The 18540-nt window shown below is 67.2% G+C and carries 13 protein-coding genes; 5 read left to right on the top strand and 8 right to left on the bottom strand.

Annotated features, from left to right (window positions below):
- The 3 genes from WJ16_RS16430 to WJ16_RS16420 form a co-directional block, all read right to left on the bottom strand.
- A complete protein-coding gene (locus WJ16_RS16430) occupies positions 1-3192 on the bottom strand; it encodes an efflux RND transporter permease subunit (protein WP_069258162.1) in 3192 nt (1063 codons plus the stop codon).
- Positions 3193-3207: 15 nt separating this feature from the next.
- Positions 3208-4464, bottom strand: a complete 1257-nt coding sequence (locus WJ16_RS16425) for an efflux RND transporter periplasmic adaptor subunit (protein WP_069258161.1) — start codon at positions 4462-4464, stop codon at positions 3208-3210.
- 230 nt (positions 4465-4694) lie between these two features.
- On the bottom strand, positions 4695-5579 hold the full coding sequence (locus WJ16_RS16420; protein ID WP_069258160.1) for a LysR family transcriptional regulator: 885 nt from the start codon (positions 5577-5579) through the stop codon (positions 4695-4697).
- A 584-nt stretch (positions 5580-6163) separates the two neighbouring features.
- Here WJ16_RS16420 and WJ16_RS16415 point away from each other — a divergent pair.
- Positions 6164-7132: an AraC family transcriptional regulator gene (locus WJ16_RS16415; protein WP_069258159.1), complete on the top strand. Its 969-nt coding sequence runs from the start codon at positions 6164-6166 to the stop codon at positions 7130-7132.
- A gap of 9 nt (positions 7133-7141) precedes the next feature.
- On the opposite strand, the gene WJ16_RS16410 is transcribed toward WJ16_RS16415, so the two are convergent.
- On the bottom strand, positions 7142-8086 hold the full coding sequence (locus WJ16_RS16410) for a LysR family transcriptional regulator (RefSeq protein ID WP_069258158.1): 945 nt from the start codon (positions 8084-8086) through the stop codon (positions 7142-7144).
- Between the two features lie 474 nt (positions 8087-8560).
- Here WJ16_RS16410 and WJ16_RS16405 point away from each other — a divergent pair, with 474 nt between their 5' ends.
- Positions 8561-9403: an FkbM family methyltransferase gene (locus WJ16_RS16405; RefSeq protein WP_069258157.1), complete on the top strand. Its 843-nt coding sequence runs from the start codon at positions 8561-8563 to the stop codon at positions 9401-9403.
- A 156-nt stretch (positions 9404-9559) separates the two neighbouring features.
- Here WJ16_RS16405 and WJ16_RS16400 read toward each other — a convergent pair whose 3' ends face one another.
- Positions 9560-10690 carry a DUF2827 domain-containing protein gene (locus tag WJ16_RS16400; RefSeq protein ID WP_069258156.1) on the bottom strand — a complete coding sequence of 377 codons (1131 nt, stop codon included), beginning with the start codon at positions 10688-10690 and terminating at the stop codon, positions 9560-9562.
- A gap of 316 nt (positions 10691-11006) precedes the next feature.
- Between WJ16_RS16400 and WJ16_RS16395 the strand changes: the two genes are divergently transcribed.
- The 3 genes from WJ16_RS16395 (at position 11007) to WJ16_RS16385 (ending at position 14994) form a co-directional block, all read left to right on the top strand.
- Entirely contained in the window at positions 11007-12338 is a 1332-nt protein-coding gene (locus WJ16_RS16395) for an MFS transporter (protein ID WP_069258155.1), read from the top strand.
- A 149-nt stretch (positions 12339-12487) separates the two neighbouring features.
- Positions 12488-13546 carry a porin gene (locus tag WJ16_RS16390; protein WP_157126784.1) on the top strand — a complete coding sequence of 353 codons (1059 nt, stop codon included), beginning with the start codon at positions 12488-12490 and terminating at the stop codon, positions 13544-13546.
- Between the two features lie 29 nt (positions 13547-13575).
- Entirely contained in the window at positions 13576-14994 is a 1419-nt protein-coding gene (locus WJ16_RS16385; RefSeq protein WP_069258153.1) for a M20 family metallopeptidase, read from the top strand.
- 31 nt (positions 14995-15025) lie between these two features.
- Here the strand turns inward: WJ16_RS16385 and WJ16_RS16380 are convergent, their stop codons facing one another.
- From WJ16_RS16380 to WJ16_RS16370, 3 genes are all read right to left on the bottom strand, one after another.
- Positions 15026-15997, bottom strand: coding sequence for an aliphatic sulfonate ABC transporter substrate-binding protein (locus WJ16_RS16380; protein WP_069258152.1), 972 nt, complete (start codon positions 15995-15997; stop codon positions 15026-15028).
- A gap of 280 nt (positions 15998-16277) precedes the next feature.
- Positions 16278-17219, bottom strand: coding sequence for a LysR family transcriptional regulator (locus WJ16_RS16375; RefSeq protein WP_069258151.1), 942 nt, complete (start codon positions 17217-17219; stop codon positions 16278-16280).
- A gap of 244 nt (positions 17220-17463) precedes the next feature.
- Positions 17464-18330: a hypothetical protein gene (locus tag WJ16_RS16370; protein WP_208607007.1), complete on the bottom strand. Its 867-nt coding sequence runs from the start codon at positions 18328-18330 to the stop codon at positions 17464-17466.
- Positions 18331-18540 lie beyond the last annotated feature (210 nt).

The following is an 18540-nucleotide window of genomic DNA, read 5'->3' as shown; positions in this document are numbered from 1 at the left end:
TTACTGCCCCTTCGAATCGTGTGCGTCGTCGTGACCGCGCTGCAGATCGCCCTGCACGAGACGCCATGCGTCGTCAACGTTTTCCGTCTCGCCGCTGAAGATCGCGCGAACCCGCACGAAGAACATCGGGATCATGAAAATCGCGAGGAACGTCGCCGTGATCATCCCGCCGATCACGCCCGTACCGATTGCGTGCTGGCTGGCCGAACCCGCGCCGTTGCTGATCGCAAGCGGCATCACGCCGAGAATGAACGCGAGCGACGTCATCAGGATCGGACGCAGCCGCAGGCGCGCCGCCTCGATCGCCGCGCGAACCGGCCCCATGTTCCCGCTCGCCTGCAACTCGCGCGCGAACTCCACGATCAGGATCGCGTTCTTCGCGGACAAGCCCACCGTCGTCAGCAGGCCGACCTGGAAGAACACGTCGTTCTCGAGGCCGCGCAGCATCGTCGCGAGCAGCGCACCGACCACGCCGAGCGGCACCACCATGATCACCGAGAACGGGATCGACCAGCTTTCATACAGCGCCGCGAGACACAGGAACACGACGAGGATCGAGATCGCATACAGGATCGGCGCCTGCGAGCCGGACTGGATTTCCTGGAACGACAGGCCCGTCCACGAATAGCCGATCCCTTCCGGCAGCTTGCTCGCGAGCGCTTCCATCGCGGCCATCGCCTGGCCGGTCGACTTGCCCTCGGCGGCCTGGCCCTGGATCTCGATCGACGACACGCCGTTGTAGCGCTCGAGCTTCGGCGACCCATAGCTCCAGTGACCGGTCGCGAATGCGCTGAACGGCACCATCCCGCCCGCGCTGTTGCGCACGTACCAGATGTTCATGTCTTCCGGCGTCATCCGGAACGGCGCATCCGACTGCACGTACACCTTCTTGATCCGGCCGTCGGTATCCAGGAAGTTGTTCACGTACTGCGACGCCCACGCGATCGAGAACGTCTGGTCGATCGCGGCGGCCGTGACGCCGAGCGCGTTCGCCTTCTCGCGATCGATGTCGACCTTGTACTGCGGCGTGTCGTTCAGGCCGTTCGGACGCACGAGCGCCAGCGCGGGATCCTTCGCGGCCATTCCGAGCAGTTGGCCACGCGCGGCCATCAACGCTTCGTGGCCGAGACCGGCGTTGTCCGTCAGCTCGAAGTCGAAGCCGGCAGCCGTACCGAGTTCGGGAATCGACGGCGGGTTGAACGGGATCACCATCGCATCCTTGTACTGCGAGTAATGCGCGAAGGTTCGGCCGATCAACGCCTGAACCTTCTGGTCCGCACGCTGGCGCTGCTCGTACGGCTTCAGCTTGACGAACACGAGGCCCGCGTTCTGGCCGCGGCCCGCGAAGCTGAAGCCGTTGACCGTGAACACCGAGTCGACCACATCCTTCTCGGCGGTGGTCAGGTACGTGTTGATGTTGTCGAGCGTCTTGCCGGTCGTTTCCTGCGTCGAGCCGGACGGCGTCTGCACGATCATGAACATGTAGCCCTGGTCCTCGTCGGGCAGGAACGACTTCGGCAGGCGCGCGAACATCACGCCGACCGCGACGAACACGGCCAGGTAGATCACGAGCCAGCGGCCCGAGCGGCGGATCACGTGGTTCACGCCGCCCGTGTAGCGATCGCGGCTGCGGTCGAACGTGCGGTTGAACCAGCCGAAGAAGCCCTTCTTCTCCTCGTGATGCCCTTGCGGGATCGGCTTGAGGATCGTCGCGCACAGGGCCGGCGTCAGAATCAACGCGACGAGCACCGACAGCACCATCGCCGACACGATCGTCAGCGAGAACTGACGATAGATCGCGCCGACCGAACCGCCGGAGAACGCCACCGGCACGAACACCGCCGACAGCACGAGCGCCACGCCGACGAGCGCGCCGGTGATCTGCCCCATCGCCTTGCGGGTCGCCTCCTTCGGCGACAGCCCCTCTTCGGCCATCACGCGTTCGACGTTCTCCACCACCACGATCGCGTCGTCGACCAGCAGGCCGATCGCGAGCACGAGACCGAACATCGACAGCGTGTTGATCGAAAAGCCGGCCAAGCCCATGATCGCGAACGTGCCGAGCAACACGACCGGCACCGCGATCGTCGGGATGATCGTCGCTCGCAGGTTCTGCAGGAACAGGTACATCACGAGGAACACGAGCACGATCCCTTCGATCAGCGTCTTGACCACTTCCTCGATCGACAGGCGCACGAACGGCGTCGTGTCGTACGGATAGTGGACGACGAGGCCGTGCGGGAAGTACTTCGACAGCTCCTGGATCTTGGCCCGCAACGCGGTCGCGGTGGCCAGCGCGTTTGCACCGGTCGCGAGCTGGATGCCGAGGCCGGCCGTCGGCTGCCCCATGTACTTCGTGTCGAACGTGTAGTTCTCCGAACCCAGCGCCGCGCGACCGACATCCTTCAGTCGCACCTGCGAGCCGTCCTGGTTGACCTTCAACAGGATGTTGCCGAACTGCTCGGGCGTGCGCAGCAGCGTCGATTCGGTAATCGTCGCCTGCAGCATCGTGCCCGGCTTCGCCGGCGTGCCGCCGATCTGGCCGCCCGCGATCTGCACGTTCTGCGCGCTGATCGCGGCGCTGACGTCGACCGGCGTGAGGCTGTAGTTGGTCAGCTTGACCGGGTCGAGCCAGATGCGCATCGAGAACTGCGAACCGAGCAGCAGCGTCTGGCCGACGCCGTTCACGCGGCTGAGCGGATCGAGCACGTGCGACGCCACGTAGTTCGTCAGGTCCTCCTTCGACATGCTGCCGTCCTCGGAGTTGAACGCGAACCACATCAGCCAGTTGCTGCTCGACTTCGTGACCTGCATGCCGAGCTGCTGCACGACCTGCGGCAGATTCGGCGTCGCGAGCGACAGCTTGTTCTGCACCTGCACCTGCGCGACGTCCGGATTCGTGCCCGGCGCGAAGGTCAGCGTGATCGTCGCGTTGCCCGAGTCGTCGCTCGTCGACGACATGTACAGGAAGTTGTCGAGGCCGCTCATCTGCTGCTCGATCACCTGCGTCACCGTGTCTTCCACCGTCTTCGCGGAAGCGCCCGGATAGTTCGCCTGGATCTGGATCGTCGGCGGGGCGATCGTCGGATACTGCGCGATCGGCATCTTGAAGATCGATGCGATGCCGGCCAGCATCAGCACGATCGCGATCACCCACGCGAAGATCGGGCGATCGATGAAGAACTTGGCCATGAAACGGACTCCTCGTTATTGCGCGGCCGACGCGGCGGTCGAACGCGCGGCAGCATGAGCGGCGGTGCTCGCCGGCGCGGCGCCGGACGCATTCGCGGCGCTGGCCGATGTGGCGGACGCAGCGTCCGGTGCCGGTGCGAGCTGCGCGGCGACGGTCTTCACGGTCGCACCGGGGCGCACCTTGTCGACGCCCTGCACGATCACGTGATCGCCCGCTTGCAGACCACCTTCGACGATCCAGTCCTGGCCGTACGTGCCCGCCGTCGTCAACGGACGCGTCTCGACCTTGTTGGCCGCGTTCACGACCAGTGCGATCGCCTGCCCCTTCTGGTCGTGCGTGACGCCGATCTGCGGCACCAGGAACGCGTTCTCGTTCACGCCTTCCTCGATCCGTGCGCGCACGAACATCCCCGGCAGCAGCACGCGGCCCGGGTTCGGGAAGAGCGCGCGGATCGTCACCGAACCGGTGGTCTGGTCGACCGTCACGTCCGAGAACTGCAGCTTGCCCGCCTCCGAATAGGTCTTGCCGTCTTCCAGGATCAGCGACACCTTCGCCGCGCCCGGGCCGCTCGTCTTCAGCTTGCCGCTCTGCACGTCCTGACGCAGCTTCAGCCCTTCGAGGCTCGACTGCGTGAGGTCGACGTACACCGGATCGAGCTGCTGCACGGTCGACATCAGCGTCGCCTGGCTCGCCTGCACGTATGCGCCCGGCGTTACCTGCGAAATGCCGACGCGGCCCGAAACAGGCGAGACGACATCGGTATAGCCAAGGTTGATCTGCGCGGTATCGACCGCTGCCTTGCCGGCCGCGACGTCCGCCGCGGCCTGCCCTTGCGTGGCCACCGCGTTGTCGTAGTCCTGCTTGCTGACCGCGTTCGCGGCCACCAGCACCTTGTAGCGCGCGACCAGTGCGTTCTGCGTGACGAGGTTCGCCTGCGCCTTCGCGAGCGTCGCCTTCGCGCTGTTCAGCGCGGCGATGTACGGCGCCGGATCGATCTTGTACAGGCGTTGACCGGCCTTGACGTCGGTGCCTTCGGTGAATTCACGACGCAGCACGATGCCGTCGACCCGCGCACGCACCTGCGCGACGAGGAACGCACTGGTGCGACCCGGCAGTTCGGTCACCGCGGGCACGGCCTGCGGCTGAACGGTGACGATGCCGACTTCCGGCGTTTGCGGCGGCGGCGCCGATTCTTTTTTCCCGCACGCGGCCAGGAAAACGGCAGCCGTTGCAGCAGTGATTAAGCGGTATGGAACCCGTTCGACGCGCATGGAGCGACCTCTCACAAATAGACGACTTCAATGGGAATCACCAGATCTCCTCGAGACCTGCACGCGCGGCCGGAATGCTGTCGCTTACCGTTTGCCGCGGATGCGGTCGCGTATGGCGGGCGTGCGTTGCGCCCTGCGGAGCGTTCGTTCGTCGAACTGCTTCCACGGAAAAAGAACCGCGAGCCCGCGGCCGCGAAGGGCACGCGTTACCGCGACGGCCGACCGCGCCGCTAGCTCGCGGGCCGGAATGCGGCGCCGGCGAATTCGATGAATGCCCGCGCGGCGGCCGGCAGATGGGCAGTGCGCGCATACGCGAGCTTCAGCGTGACGGGCGCGAGCGGGCGCACCGGTGCGACGCGCACGAGCGTGCCGGCCGCCAGGTCGGCGTCGACGAGATACGCGGGCAGCACCGCGGCGCCCATGCCGGCCACGGCCAGCCGCCGCGCCATCTCGAGATGGCCGACGCCCGGGCTGCCGCCGGGCGCCGCATCCGGTCGGAGCGCAATCGCATCGTCGTCGCCCGCTGCCGGCGGATCGAGCCGCACCGCCGTGATGTCCGGCCAGTCGCCCGACGCAGCGGCGCCGCCGTGCGCGTCGACATAGCCCGGCGCCGCGACGCGCAACGATTCGTATACGGCCAGCGTGTGCAGCGCATGCGCCCCTGTTACCGGCATGCCGTCGGTGAGGAACGCGACGTCGATGTCTTCCGATGTCAGGTCGACATGGGCATCGGTCAGCGTCACGGTCGGCCGCACGTCACGGAACCGGTTCACGAAGCGATCGAGCAACGTGCTCAACTGGCTGAGCCCGAACGCGACCGGGGCGGCGACGCGCAACGCGCCTTCCGGCTTGCTGCCCATCGCGACGACACGACCGTCGATCTCGTCGATCGCTCCGAGAATCCGCTCGACGCGCGCGAGATACAGCTCGCCGATTTCCGTCAGCGACTGGTGGCAGGTGCTGCGTTGAAGCAGGCGCGCGCCCAGGCGCGTCTCGAGCGCATCGACCAGCCGGCTCGCCATCGCCGTCGACACGCGCAACCGCGTCGCCGCCCGGCGAAATCCGCCTTCCCTTGCCACTGTCACGAATGCCCGAATCGATTGAAGTTGGTCCATTTGTCCGGATTCCCCTGCGCGGCCGACTGCCCTGATGCGCGCACCCGTCGCCATATCGCGACCGACGCGCGACGACCCGGCCAATGCGGCGGCGCCGACGCCGGCCACGCCGGGTCGGTCGGCACGCTCGCGCGGAACGCGTGCCGGCATGCAACGGACGCAAGCCGGCCTCGGCTGGCCCGATGCATGAATATTCGAATAGCAGTCCTGATTCTTTTCCAGCGGTTCACATCGGCGACACCGGCGGTATCCACCGGCCATCCGGCGTTCCTGCCCGCATCGTCCCGACCCGCTGGAACACGTTTCCTTCAGCTGGTGCAATGGTATGAAAACCGCCGGAGATTGGCTTGCCCGATCCTGCGATTGTTTTGCCTTAATTTCCGAATTTGTGCGCTGCACACCGCGCGACGACCGGTGATGCCGTCGCCGGCCGTGGAGATCCGGATGATCGGGCTAATTTCCGACAGGTTTAGGCAATCACCGGCGGGCGACTGGCCGTACGATGTGACCGCCGTGCAGGTGTCGCTGCTGGATTGCCCAGCCGCGCGCTCCGCACCGATCATTCCGCCATCCGCTCACGCAATATGGAAACCGACGCTCGAACGCCGCCGCTACCGCGCATCACGCCCGATCTGGATCGCCGGCCGCCTACGGCCACGCTCGCCGCGTTGATCGCCGCCTATGCGCCGCACGACGGCACGTTCGAGCTGCCGGTGCGCGGGCTGCGCGTCGCGCGCGCCTGCACGTCGCCGCCGCACTGGAACCATGGCGTGCACCCTGCGTGCGTCGGCATCGTCGGGCAAGGCGCGAAGTCGATACGGGTCGGCGACGGCGTCCACGTGATCGACGCCTCGCGGATGCTGGTGGCGACCGCCGACCTGCCCGTCACCGGCCGCGTAACGCGCGCGAGCCCGGCCGAGCCGTTCCTGTATGCACACCTGGCACTCGATCCGGCGCGTATCGCGGCACTCACCCCACGCGTGTTTCCGCTCGGGCTGCCGAAGGCCGTCGACTGCGGCGCCCTCGACACGCACGACGCACCGGCTGAAATCGTCGACGCGTTCGTCCGGCTGATGCAACTGATCGCCCAACCCGACGACCTCGACCTGCTCGCGCCGCTGATCGTCGACGAAATCATCATCCGGCTGCTGCGCGGCCCGTCGGGTGCGCGTGTCGCGCAGGTCGGCCACGCCGATTCGACGACGCAGCGCATCTCGCGCGCCGTCGCGTGGATTCGCGATCACTACGTCGATCCGATAACGGTCGAATCGCTTGCGCGACAGGTGGACATGAGCCCGTCGACTTTCCATCATCACTTCCGTGCGGTCACGTCGATGAGTCCGTTGCAATGCCAGAAGATGCTGCGGCTGCAGGAGGCGCGCCGCCTGATGTGCGTGTCGGCAATCGATGCGCGGCAGGCGTGCCGCCGGGTCGGCTATGTGAGCGCGTCGCAGTTCAGCCGCGAATACGCGCGCCTGTTCGGCGATGCGCCGGGCCGCGACGCCGTGAAGCTGCGCGACGAAGCGGTGCCGCTGTCGCGCGTCGCGCCGTAGGCCGGCGCGTCACGCGCGCGGCGCGCGCGAACGCGTGCCGCGCTTCGTTCCGCCCGCATGCGCACGCTCGGCCTGCACGGCTTCGTCGATGCACTGGACGAAGTATTCGGCCGACGACGTGAGCACCGCGCTGTCGCGGAACAGCAGATAGAGATGGCGTGCGGGCGGCTGCCCGACGAGATCGAGCGTCTTCAGCGTGTCGGACGCGTCGCCGCGCAGTGCAAGCTGGGTCCACGCCGTCACCACGTCGCTGTTGACGGCGAGCGCGTAAAACAGGGTTTGCGACGCGCAACGCGTCACGCGGCGCGGCACCGGCAGGCCGGCCTGTGCGAACAACTCGGCGAGAAACGCGCGGAATTCGGCGGAGGGCCCCGTATGCAGCCACTCCGCATCCTGCAGATCGGCGAGCGACGTCGCACCGGCGAGCTTGCCCTTGCGGCTCACCGCGAACCACATCGGAAACGTGTCGAGATGCTGGCAGCGCACGGACGTGAAATCCTGCGCATCCGCGCCCGCGCCCAGCGCGAAGTCGAGCGCGCCGTTCTTCAACTGCTCGACCAGCTGCGAGGGGCTGCCCTCGACGAATTCGAGCTGGACGTCGGGCATCGCGCGGCGAAAACGGTTGTACGCGGCCGGCAGCACCGTGATGCCCGCAAGCGGCGTCATCCCGATCGCGAGCCGGCCCTGCCGGTTCTCGCGCAACTGCGCCATTTCCTCCTCGGTGCGCGCCACCTCGTTGACGACCAGCTCGGCCCGCCGCAGCATCGCGTGCCCCGCATCGGTGAGCGTCACGCCCGACGAACTGCGCGCGATCAGCATCAGCCCGAGTTCGTCCTCGAGATCGCGCAGCGAACGCGTGACGGCCGGCTGCGTGAGATGCAGGGTGCGCGCCGCCTCGTGAATGCTGCCCGAGCGGGCGACGGCCACGAGCGCGCGGAGCTGGTGAAGTTTCATGTGTGGGCTCTTGGGGAAGGAGTCTTCGACTCTCCGGACCGATCGAGGACCTGGACGGCTTTCCCGGGAAAACGGCATGTGTCGCGTCCCGGAAGACGCCCCGGGCTACCGGATTCCCGGAGAAGTTGCGTTCGGAATGGGGCAGGGCCTGCGTGCGTGTCTCCACCGATCCTAGCGACAAGCGGCGCCGTTGCCGTGTGTTTCAGCGTCCGGCAGCGCCGACGTGCTTGCGCGATGTACGTGCGAATCATGTGCCCCGGGAATCTATCATGGAAGCCGAGCCGGCCAGCGACGCGACGGCGCCTCACGGCATCGACCTCGTCGATTCGTTGCGACGAAATTTTCGCTTGCCCGGTTCGGGCCGCTACCCCGCAAGCACGCTATATTGTTGTCCAAATCAACCTGCGGCGCATTTTCCAACGTTCCGATAGCCGCATTTTCCGACGCGCTTCCTCACCCGAGAGAACGAGAAAAATGGACCACGCGCAATACTTCAACCAAAGCTCGATTCAGGCCGCGAATCTTCGTCTGCACTATCTGTCGCAGTTGCTGCGTGAACAGACCGGCTCGGTGGTCCAGTACGGCATCCTTCGCGGGTATCCCGTCGGCGTCAGTCAATGGGCGGAGGTCGCCGTCGGCGGCTACCTGCTCGGCACCTACGAGATCGCCGTTTGCGCGATTCTGGAAGCGCTCGGCTCGCCCGGGAAGGTACTGATCGACCTGGGCGCGGCCGACGGGATTTTCGGCATCGGCCTGGTGCGGAACAACGTGTTCGGGCGCAGCCTGTGTTTCGAAATGGACGAGCCGCGCCGCCAGGCCATCCAGCATCGGGCCGCGGAAATGGGGCTGGCGGACCGGGTTGCCGTCTATGGCCAGGCCGATCGCAACCTGCCGGCGATCCTGTCGGAGCACGGCGGCGCACCGGCCGAGCGGGTCATTCTGTGCGATATCGAGGGCGCGGAGTTCGAGCTGTTCGACAGTGCGCTACTGGAACAACTCGCCGGTAGCCACGTCATCATCGAGATCCACGATTTCATGTACCCCGATCCGCAGCAAGCCGCACGCGCGTTCGATGAATTGAGCGCGCGCGCGAGTGAGCATTTCCACGTGTACGAGATTCGCGACGGGCTGCGGGACATCCGCAACATTCCGTTGCTGCGCCACTGGTCGGACTGGGACGCGTGGCTGATGTGCGTCGAGGCACGCTATCGAATGATGCGATGGCTCTGGCTCGAGCCGAAAAGCCAGCCGCGGCGTTCCAGCCATGACATCGATCGGCTGATCCTCGACTACCAGCGCCGGATCTTCGCTGTTTGACGGCGGCGAACCGGCGCGCCGATGCAAGCGCGCCGCGAACCTGACCATGAAGCGAGCAGGCCGCGCACGTCGTGGTTCATGCGTGCGCGCCCTCCCCTCTGCTGCTACGCCGACCGGGATTCACTCATCCAGATCGCCTGTTTTTCTTGTTGCGGACTACCGATTCGCGTCGAAGAGACCGAGCAGCAGCTCGTCATAGGCTTCGACCTGCTTCGGGTTTGTCGACAGGAAACGACCGATGATGTCGCGCTGCCGGTCACGATAATCCTGCCAGTTTTCGTCGTGAAGCTCGATTGCCCGTTCGAGTTGCCGGCCCCCTTCCTCCGCATCGTTCTCGTTATAGAAGTACCCAAGCTCGCTGACGAGCGAAGCGTTATGGACCAGCGCGTAGCCGTTCCAGCACACATCGAAATAGAAATAATTGAGCGCCAGCCCCCATTGATGGGAAATCACGATATCCGTGAATTCCGAAAGAAACTGAGGGGTGCTGTAATAGCCGACAAAGCTGATCTTCGAATCCCGGACCAGATCCAGATGATGGGCAATTCCGATGAATTCCGGACTGCCGTTTGCAAGGTGCTCCGTGTTCGTCGCATGCACATAAGCGATCTTCGAACCGCATTTCCGATAGCCCAGCTCCGCGATCAACAGCGGATAGAGACAGAACTTGGTCACGTCGATATTCGGTTCCATGATGGACAACCGCTTGGGTTGCCCGGTCGGACGATACTCGCCGCGATGAGGAAGCGCGGCCGATCGTTCTTCGACGCACATCGGATCCCACACGAACGGCACCTCGCGAACCGGCTGGCGTCGCAGCACGCTGAAGAAGCTCGCACTCGTCTCGACAACCTGCGGAATGATCCACACCTGATCGTAATGCTGGTTGATCAATACCGATTCCGCATGCCGTCGGCCAAAAATCATCGCCTGCATCATGTGCACGTATTCCGGCCCGCAGCAATAGCTCACGACCTTCGTGCCGCGCGCCTGCAGATAAGCGGTTTGCTGCGTATCGATCTGCCCGCCGAGCTCGATCAGCACATCGAGCGCGTCTTTCGCATCGTCGAAAGAGCACACCGGATACTGATCGAGATCCCACGGCAGTTCCGACGAAATCCTGACGTTCGTCGTGTTGACGAGGGTCACCCGATGACGGAGCGGCGAGTGCTGAAAGAGTTTCATCAGATACAACGCATTCTGCTTGATGCCGTTGACCCAAAGACTCTCCGTCGCGTGATGCAGACCAATCGTGATACCGATGTTGAGCGAGCGTGCCGAACTCATGCGGGTTCCCCAGTGTGCGCGTCAAATTGCGAATGAGATCATAGCGCTCCCCTTCTTCGGCGCGGTCAATTACTGTCAAAAAATCCGACTTGGCCCTTGCCGCGTCTACTGCGGCACGGCGTGGCCATCGGCCGGGCCGCATTCCTGCGCGACACCACCCCCGACTGGAACTGAACCGACAAAAGGCATCAGGGGATAAACAAACGTTATCAGGATAAAAATTTGCGCGTATCGCGATGTTTTGCCCGGTCTTAACATGCGGCCAGCGCTCGCGGGATGCCTGACGATCCACGCGGCGCTCACGATACCGATACCCATGGAGACACCCCCGATGCAAGACGCCGCCACGCCGCTCGTCGACGCGCCGCCGGCCCCGCGCCGCCGTTCGGCGCAGACCCGGACGATCATCGCCACCTCGGCCGGCAACGCGCTCGAGATGTTCGACTTCACCGTGTTCAGCTACTTCGCCGCGCTGATCGGCAAGACGTTCTTCCCCGTCGACTCGGGCGCCGGCCCGCTGCTCCTCGCGATGGCGACGTTCGGCGTCGGCTTCGTGATGCGCCCGCTCGGCGGCATCCTGATCGGCAACTACGCGGACCGCGCGGGCCGGCGGGCGGCGCTGACGCTGACGATCCAGCTGATGATCGCGGGCACCGCGTTGATCGCGCTGACCCCGTCGTATGCGCGCATCGGCGTCGTCGCGCCGGTGCTGGTCGTGATCGGCCGGCTGCTGCAGGGCCTGTCGGCCGGCGGCGAAATCGGCGCGTCGACCACCTTCCTGATGGAATCGGGCCCGCTCGCCGGCCGCGGCTTCATGGTGAGCTGGCAAATGATCAGCCAGGGCGTCGCGGCGCTGCTCGGCGCGCTCAGCGGCGCGCTGCTGTCGGCCGCGCTGTCGGCCGACGCGCTCGAAAGCTGGGGCTGGCGCGTGCCGTTCCTGCTCGGCCTGCTGCTCGGCCCGGTCGGCTTCTACATCCGCCGGCATCTCGACGAAACGCACGTGTCGACGCGCGACACCGGCGGCAGCGCGGCGCGCGAAGTGTTCACGCGCTACCTCGGCCGCGTCGTGCTCGGCACGCTGATGATCATCGGCGGCACGTCCACGCTCTACATCTTCGTGTTCTACATGCCGGCCTACGCGGTGCGCACGCTGCACCTGCCGATGGCGACGTCGCTGCTCGCCGGCTGCGCATCGGGGCTGGCGATGATCGTCGCCGCGCTCGTGTCGGGGCTGTGGATCATCGATCGGCTGCCGCGCCGCAAGCCGATGATCGCCGTCACGTGGCTGCTGTCGCTCGCGTGCGTGTACCCGGCGTTCCGGCTGCTGATCGCGGCGCCGTCGGTCGGGCTGATGGTCGCGATCGTCACCGTCGTGATGGCGTTCGCCACCGCGGGCAGTTCCGCATTCCTGCTGCTGATCATGGAGGCGTTCCCGCCGCGCGTGCGCGCCACCGCGCTCGCGACGATCTACAGCTTCGGCGTGACGATCTTCGGCGGCTTCGCGCAATTCAACGTCACGTGGCTCCTGCATCGCACCGACGACCCGATGTCGCCCGCGTGGTACGTGCTCGCGTGCGGCGCCGTCAGCATGATCGCGCTGTGGCGCTTCCGCGAACGCCCGGCCGACTCGCACGACGACGGCCGCTGAACGGCCCACCGCTTCATTCACGGCGACGCCGGGTACCGGCACCGCCACTCCCGAACAGACCAAGGAATCCGCGACGTCGACGCGTACGCGGGCGGGCCGTTGCACGCCTGCGATTCGCGCGCCGACGATGGCGACACCACGAGACGAACGTGCGCAATTCAACCCTGATGGCCGCGTGCTGCGCGGCGGCAACCTGCATGTGGGCCGCGCCGGCCCGTGCCAACGTACAGATCTACGGCGCGCTCGACAGCTTCCTCCAATACGCGCGCATCGGCAGCCGGACGAGCATCGGCCTGATGAGCGGGGGCGCGTCGACGTCGCGCTTCGGCTTCATCGGCAGCGAGGATCTCGGCGGCGGCCTGCGCGCGAGCTTCCGCCTCGAAAGCGGCTTCGACCTGATGTCCGGCCGCCCGCAAAGCGCGGCGTCGTTCTACAACCGCGAAGCCAACGTCGCGATCGGCTCCGCCGACTGGGGGACGCTCAAGCTCGGCAAGCAGTATCCGGCGATCGTGCCCGAAGCGGCCGATCCGTTCTATCTCGTCGGCCAGTTGTCGCCGTTCGCGAGTACCGCGCTGATCGGCAGCGACCTCGGGCGCGGCGCCGCATCGCTGCCCGGACGCATCGAGAACGCGGTCAGCTACAAGACGCCGACCTACGGCGGGCTCGACGTCACCGTGCTCTACGCGTTTCGCAACGCGGCCGGCGCAAGCCCGATCGCGAGCAATGCCGGCGCCGTCGCCAATTTCGCGCACGGCCCGGTGATGCTGAGCGCGGCCTACAACGCGATCTGGGCCGCGACGTCGTCGACGCCGGGCGGCGCCCCCGACGGCCCGCGCACCGACTCGGTGATGGCCAGCGCGTCGTATGCGTTCGGCCCGACGCTCGCGTCGTTCGCGTACACGCTGATGCGCCCCACCGCGCCCGGCACGCTCGTCGCGCAGGTCTATTCACTCGGTGCGATCTGGCAGCGCGGCCCGCACGCGATGCGCGCCGATCTGGCATATCGCACGATCGCCGGCCAGCCGAGCCACGCGCTCGGCGCGCTGCTCGGCTACGACTACCAGTTCTCGAAGCTCACCGGTGTGTACGTCCGGCTCGGCGGCTTCAGGAACACCGGACAGTCGGCGCTGTCGTTCGGCTCCGCACCGATGTCCGCGCCCGGCATGAGCAGCACCGTCTTCGCCCTTGGCCTCCGGCAGAAATTCTGACCGCGCCAGCCTCTTCACAGGAGCAATTCATGACTTCACTCGCCCTCGACTTCATCGACAGCCAGCGTGCGCAATTCACCGAGCTGTCCGACCGGATCTGGAATCTCGCGGAGCTGCGCTACGAGGAATTCGCATCGACCGACCTGCACGTCCGGATGCTGGAGCAAGCCGGCTTTCGCGTGACGCGCGGCGTGGCCGACATTCCGACCGCGTTCGTCGCCGAAGCCGGCAACGGCGGCCCCGTCATCGGCATCCTCGGCGAATACGACGCGCTGTCCGGGCTCAGCCAGGAAGCGGGCGCCCTCACCTGCCAGCCGTCGGGCGAAATCTCGAACGGCAACGGCCACGGCTGCGGCCACCACCTGCTCGGCACGGCCGCGCATCTCGCCGCGGCCGCGGTGAAGGCGCACCTGGAACGCACGGGCCAGCCCGGCACCGTCCGCTTCTACGGCTGCCCCGCCGAGGAAGGCGGGTCGGGCAAGACCTTCATGGCGCGCGCGGGCGTGTTCGACGATCTCGACGCCGCGCTGTCGTGGCACCCGCACGTGTACACGGGCATCTTCCCGGCCGGTTCGCTCGCGAACATCCAGGCGTACTTCCGCTTCACCGGCAAGGCGTCGCATGCCGCCGCGTCGCCGCACCTCGGCCGCAGCGCATTGGATGCGGTCGAGCTGATGAACGTGGGCGTGAACTACCTGCGCGAACACATGCTGCCCGAAGCGCGCGTGCACTACGCGGTGACGAACACCGGCGGCCTGTCGCCGAACGTCGTGCAGGCCAATGCGGAAGTGCTGTACCTGGTGCGCGCGGCCCGCAACGACCAGGCGGCCGACCTGTTCGAGCGCGTGAAGAACGTCGCGCGCGGCGCGGCGTTGATGACCGATTGCCGGCTCGAGATCGTGTTCGACAAGGCGTGCTCGAACCTGCTGGAAAACACCGTGCTGAACCAGGTCATGTACCGGCATCTGCAGTCGATCGGCACCGCCGGCTTCGACGCGGACGATGCGGCGCTCGCCGATGCGTACCAGCGCCAGACGCTGACTGCTCAGGATATCGAAACGTCGTCGCGTTCGCTGAACCAGGCGTGGCGCAACCCGAAGGCGCTGTTCGACGGCATCGATCCGTACGAGCCGGGCAAGGGCCGCCCGATCTGCGGCTCGACTGACGTCGGGGACGTGAGCTGGGTCACGCCGACCGCGCAGTGCCACACGAGCTGCTACGCGTTCGGCACGCCGCCGCATTCGTGGCAATGGGTCGCGCAAGGCAAGACGCCGCTCGCGCACAAGGGGATGCTGCTCGCGGCGAAGACGATGGCCGCGACCGCGATCGACCTGCTCGGCGCGCCGGACACGCTCGCGCAGGCGAAGGCGGAGCTGCTCGAGCGGCGCGGCGGCCGGCCGTACGTGTGCCCGATTCCGGACGACGTCGCGCTGCCGTTCCGCCGTTGAGCGCGTATCCGGCCGGTGGCCGGCCGCGCCGTTACGCGAGCGCGGGCGGCGCAGCCTGGCTGACGTCGACGCGTTTCGGCAGGATGCCGGCCTGGTAGAACACGTCGGCGACGCGCTGCTGGTACGCGAGCGTGTCGCGCGTGACGGGCTCGACGCCGAAGCGCGCGCGGCGGAACGCGAGCGCGACGGCGGGCTCCGGAATCCCCCAGAGCTTCGAGAATTCGGCTGCGCCCTGCGCGCGGTTCGCATCGAGCCAGCGCTGGACCGTCGCCAGTTCCTGCACGGCGGCATCGAGCACGTCGGCGTTGCGCTGCGCATACGTGCGCGACGCGAAGTAGTAGCCGCGGTTCTCGACGAGGCCCGTGCCGTCCGCGACGATGCGCGCGTCGAACGCCTGCTGGACCACCGCAAGGAACGGGTCCCAGATGATCCATGCATCGACCGAGCGGTTCTCGAATGCCGCGCGCGCATCGGACGGCGACAGCCACACCGGCGTGACGTCCGAACGGTCGAGCTTCGCGGCCTGCAACAGCCTGACCAGCAGGAAGTGCGTGTTCGATCCCTTCACCAGCGCGATGCGCTTGCCGCGCAGGTCCGCGAAGGTCCTGACCGGCGAATCCTTCGCGACGACCACGGCTTCGGCCGCGGGACCGGCCGGCGTCTGCGCGTAGTAGACGAGCGGCGCGCCGGCCGCGAGCGCGAAGACGGGCGGCGCTTCGCCGACGTCGCCGAAGTCGATCGATCCCGCGTTCAACGCCTCGAGCTGCGGCGGCCCCGACGGAAACTCGGTCCACGTGACGGTCACGCCGAGCGTCGCGAGTTTGCCCTGCAGCGTGCCGCGCGCCTTCAGCAAGCTGAGCGGCCCTTTCTGATAGCCGATGCGCAACGTGCGCGCGCCGGCCGTGCCCGCCAGCGCGAGGCCCGGAGCCACGGCGGCGCCCGCCGCGATGGCCAGCCCGGCATGCAGGAGCCGGCGGCGGGTGGTCGAGTGTTCGTCTGCCATGTCGTTTCGGATTCGATGAAGAGGATGCGGCTTTGCGCGTACATGCGATGAAGCCGGTCGAACCGATTCTAGGGGGTCGGCGCCGCGCGCCGAACCAACGATGTTCGATATCGAAAGCAAGCGCTTTCATAAGGGCATGCCGGTTATCCGGGCATCAATGCCCCGGGGCCGTCATGACAATGCGGTCGACAGCTGCATCAAGATCTGCATCGAATAAAGGAGTGCGTATTATTTTATCGATCGATGCGCGACCGCGTGGTCGCGCGCCGAAGATCCGACTTCAGGACTTGCAGGAAGCGTTCAGCGCAGCCTCGTCGGCGGCCAGCATTTCAGGCACGCATTCGCGCAGGAAATCAACGAACGTGCGGATCTTCGCATCGAGATACTGGCGCGACGCATACAGCGTGTAGACGGTCAGCTTCTGCAGCCGGTAGTCGGGCAGGACGCGCACCAGCGCGCCGCTCGCGAGCGCGGGCAGCGCCGACGACATCGGCAGCGAACCGATGCCGAGGCCGGCGCGCAGCGCGGCGCCGAGCGCATCGGCGATGTTCACCTGGAAATCCGGAGGCGGCAGGTCGAACGTCTCGGGGCCGTCGGGGCCCTCGAGATGCCAGCGATCGCGCGGAAACACCGGCGTGACGATCTGCAGGCACGCATGGCCGTCGAGCTCGCGCACCGTGCGCGGCGTGCCGCGCTCCTTCAGATACGCGGGCGACGCGCACAGCACGCTGTGCACCTCGCCGAGCCGCTGCGAAACGAGCCCCGAATCGGGCAGCTCCGTCGCGCTCAGTTGCAGCGACACGTCGTAGCCTTCGTCGATGATGTCGGGCACGTGCTGCGACAGCGTCAGCTCGACCGCGACCGACGGATAGCGCTGCCGGTAACGCACGACCGCGGGCACCACGTAGGCCTGGCCGAAGCTCGTCGTCGCGTGAACATGCAGCCGCCCGGACGGCTTCGCCTGTGCGTCGGCCGCCTCGGCTTCCGCTTCTTCGATATAGCCGAGGATGCGCTGGCAGCGGTCGAGATACCGCTGCCCGGCGTCGGTCAGCGCGATGCGGCGCGTGCTCCGGTTGAGCAGGCGCGTGCGCAGATGCGTTTCGAGCTGCGCGACCGACCGCGACGCATAGGCCGTCGTGATGTCCAGGCGCTGGGCCGCGCTCGTGAAGCTGCCCTCCTCCGCCACCCGGACGAAAATGCGCATCATCTGTAACGTGTCCATCGACCTGTCCCCGGATTGAGATCGCGTCGCGCCACCGGCCGGCGAGGGGGCCGGCGGCGCCGGCGCGGGCCGGTCTGGCGCGAATTGTGCGGAACAGTACAGCAGCGGTGCGGACGTGTCCAGTTCGCCGTACGCGGCGCGATCGGGACGCGGAATCGGGTCGGCGGGCGGCCGGGCGGGCGGCGTCCGGCCGTGCGCAGGGCGAGCCCGGCGCGCGTAGCGCCGTTCGCTCGTCGCACGGATCTCAGGGTTCGATCAGGCGCGGATGGTCGGTGAAGGCCACGCCCGTGTCGGCGGGGGTTGCGATCTGCGCGGACTGGCGCACGGGTTCGCGCGTCGCGGCAAGCCAGCGCGTGAACTCGGCGGCGGTCATCCCGACCGCCGCGGCCGAGCCGGACGACGATGCAGCGGCAAGCGCCGCGTCGTCATGGCGCGCCGCCGCCCGCACCTTCGGCGCGGCGGCACTCGCGGCGGCCGGCGTAACCGAGGCCGTCGATGCCGCCGCCGGCGAGCGGGCCGGGGCGATGCGGGCGTGCTTGCGCTGCGTCGGCGTCGCCGGTTTCGATGCGTCGGCGGGCGCAACAGTCGTGACGACGTCGCCCGCGTCCTGCGCGGCCGGCCTATCCGTCCGCATTGCGAATGATTCCTGCCGATCCGGTCCAGGCTGGATGCTTTCCGGCGGGATGACGGCGGCGACCGGCGCCGCGACGGCCGCCTCCGGCATCATCGAGATTGCAGCCTCGTAGAACGTGTCCGATGACGGCGCACGCTTGCGGTTGTCGATGATGTGCGTCGCCGCGACACATACGGAGCCGAACACGAGGCCGACGAGCATCGCCATCAGCGTCGGCCGCCACCGGCGGCGGGTACGCGACGCCGCCCACGCGCGATTCTCGGAGCCGAAATCCGCCGCCTGGACCGCGGCGACGCGCGGCGCCTCGCGCGTCACGCGCAGATCGAACACGCCCGGCCGGGGCCGCCGGCTCGGGACGAACGGCGTGCGCCGCCGGCCATACGGCGGCGGCACGTCGGAATATGGATGCGCGAGCGGTAGCGCGAAAACGCCGGTGATGTCCTGCATGCCCATGATGATGTTGACGCGGCACTGCACGACGTCCGCCGTGACGACCCGCGCTCCCGTAGAGTGAATCGATGATGGCGAGTATCGCCGGTCGTGCCGCGCGTCGTAAATCGGACCAGGCCCGATCGGTGCGTCGATACCGTCAGCCTGGTCCTACCGGCGAGCGAACGGCCGCGCCGGATGCGCGAACCTGAAGCGCGCCGCGACGCACATCGATCCCGTCGATCATCGCGAACGCCC

The organism is Burkholderia metallica (assembly GCF_001718555.1).
Classification (GTDB): domain Bacteria; phylum Pseudomonadota; class Gammaproteobacteria; order Burkholderiales; family Burkholderiaceae; genus Burkholderia; species Burkholderia metallica.
This window is presented reverse-complemented; position numbering and strand designations above follow the sequence as displayed.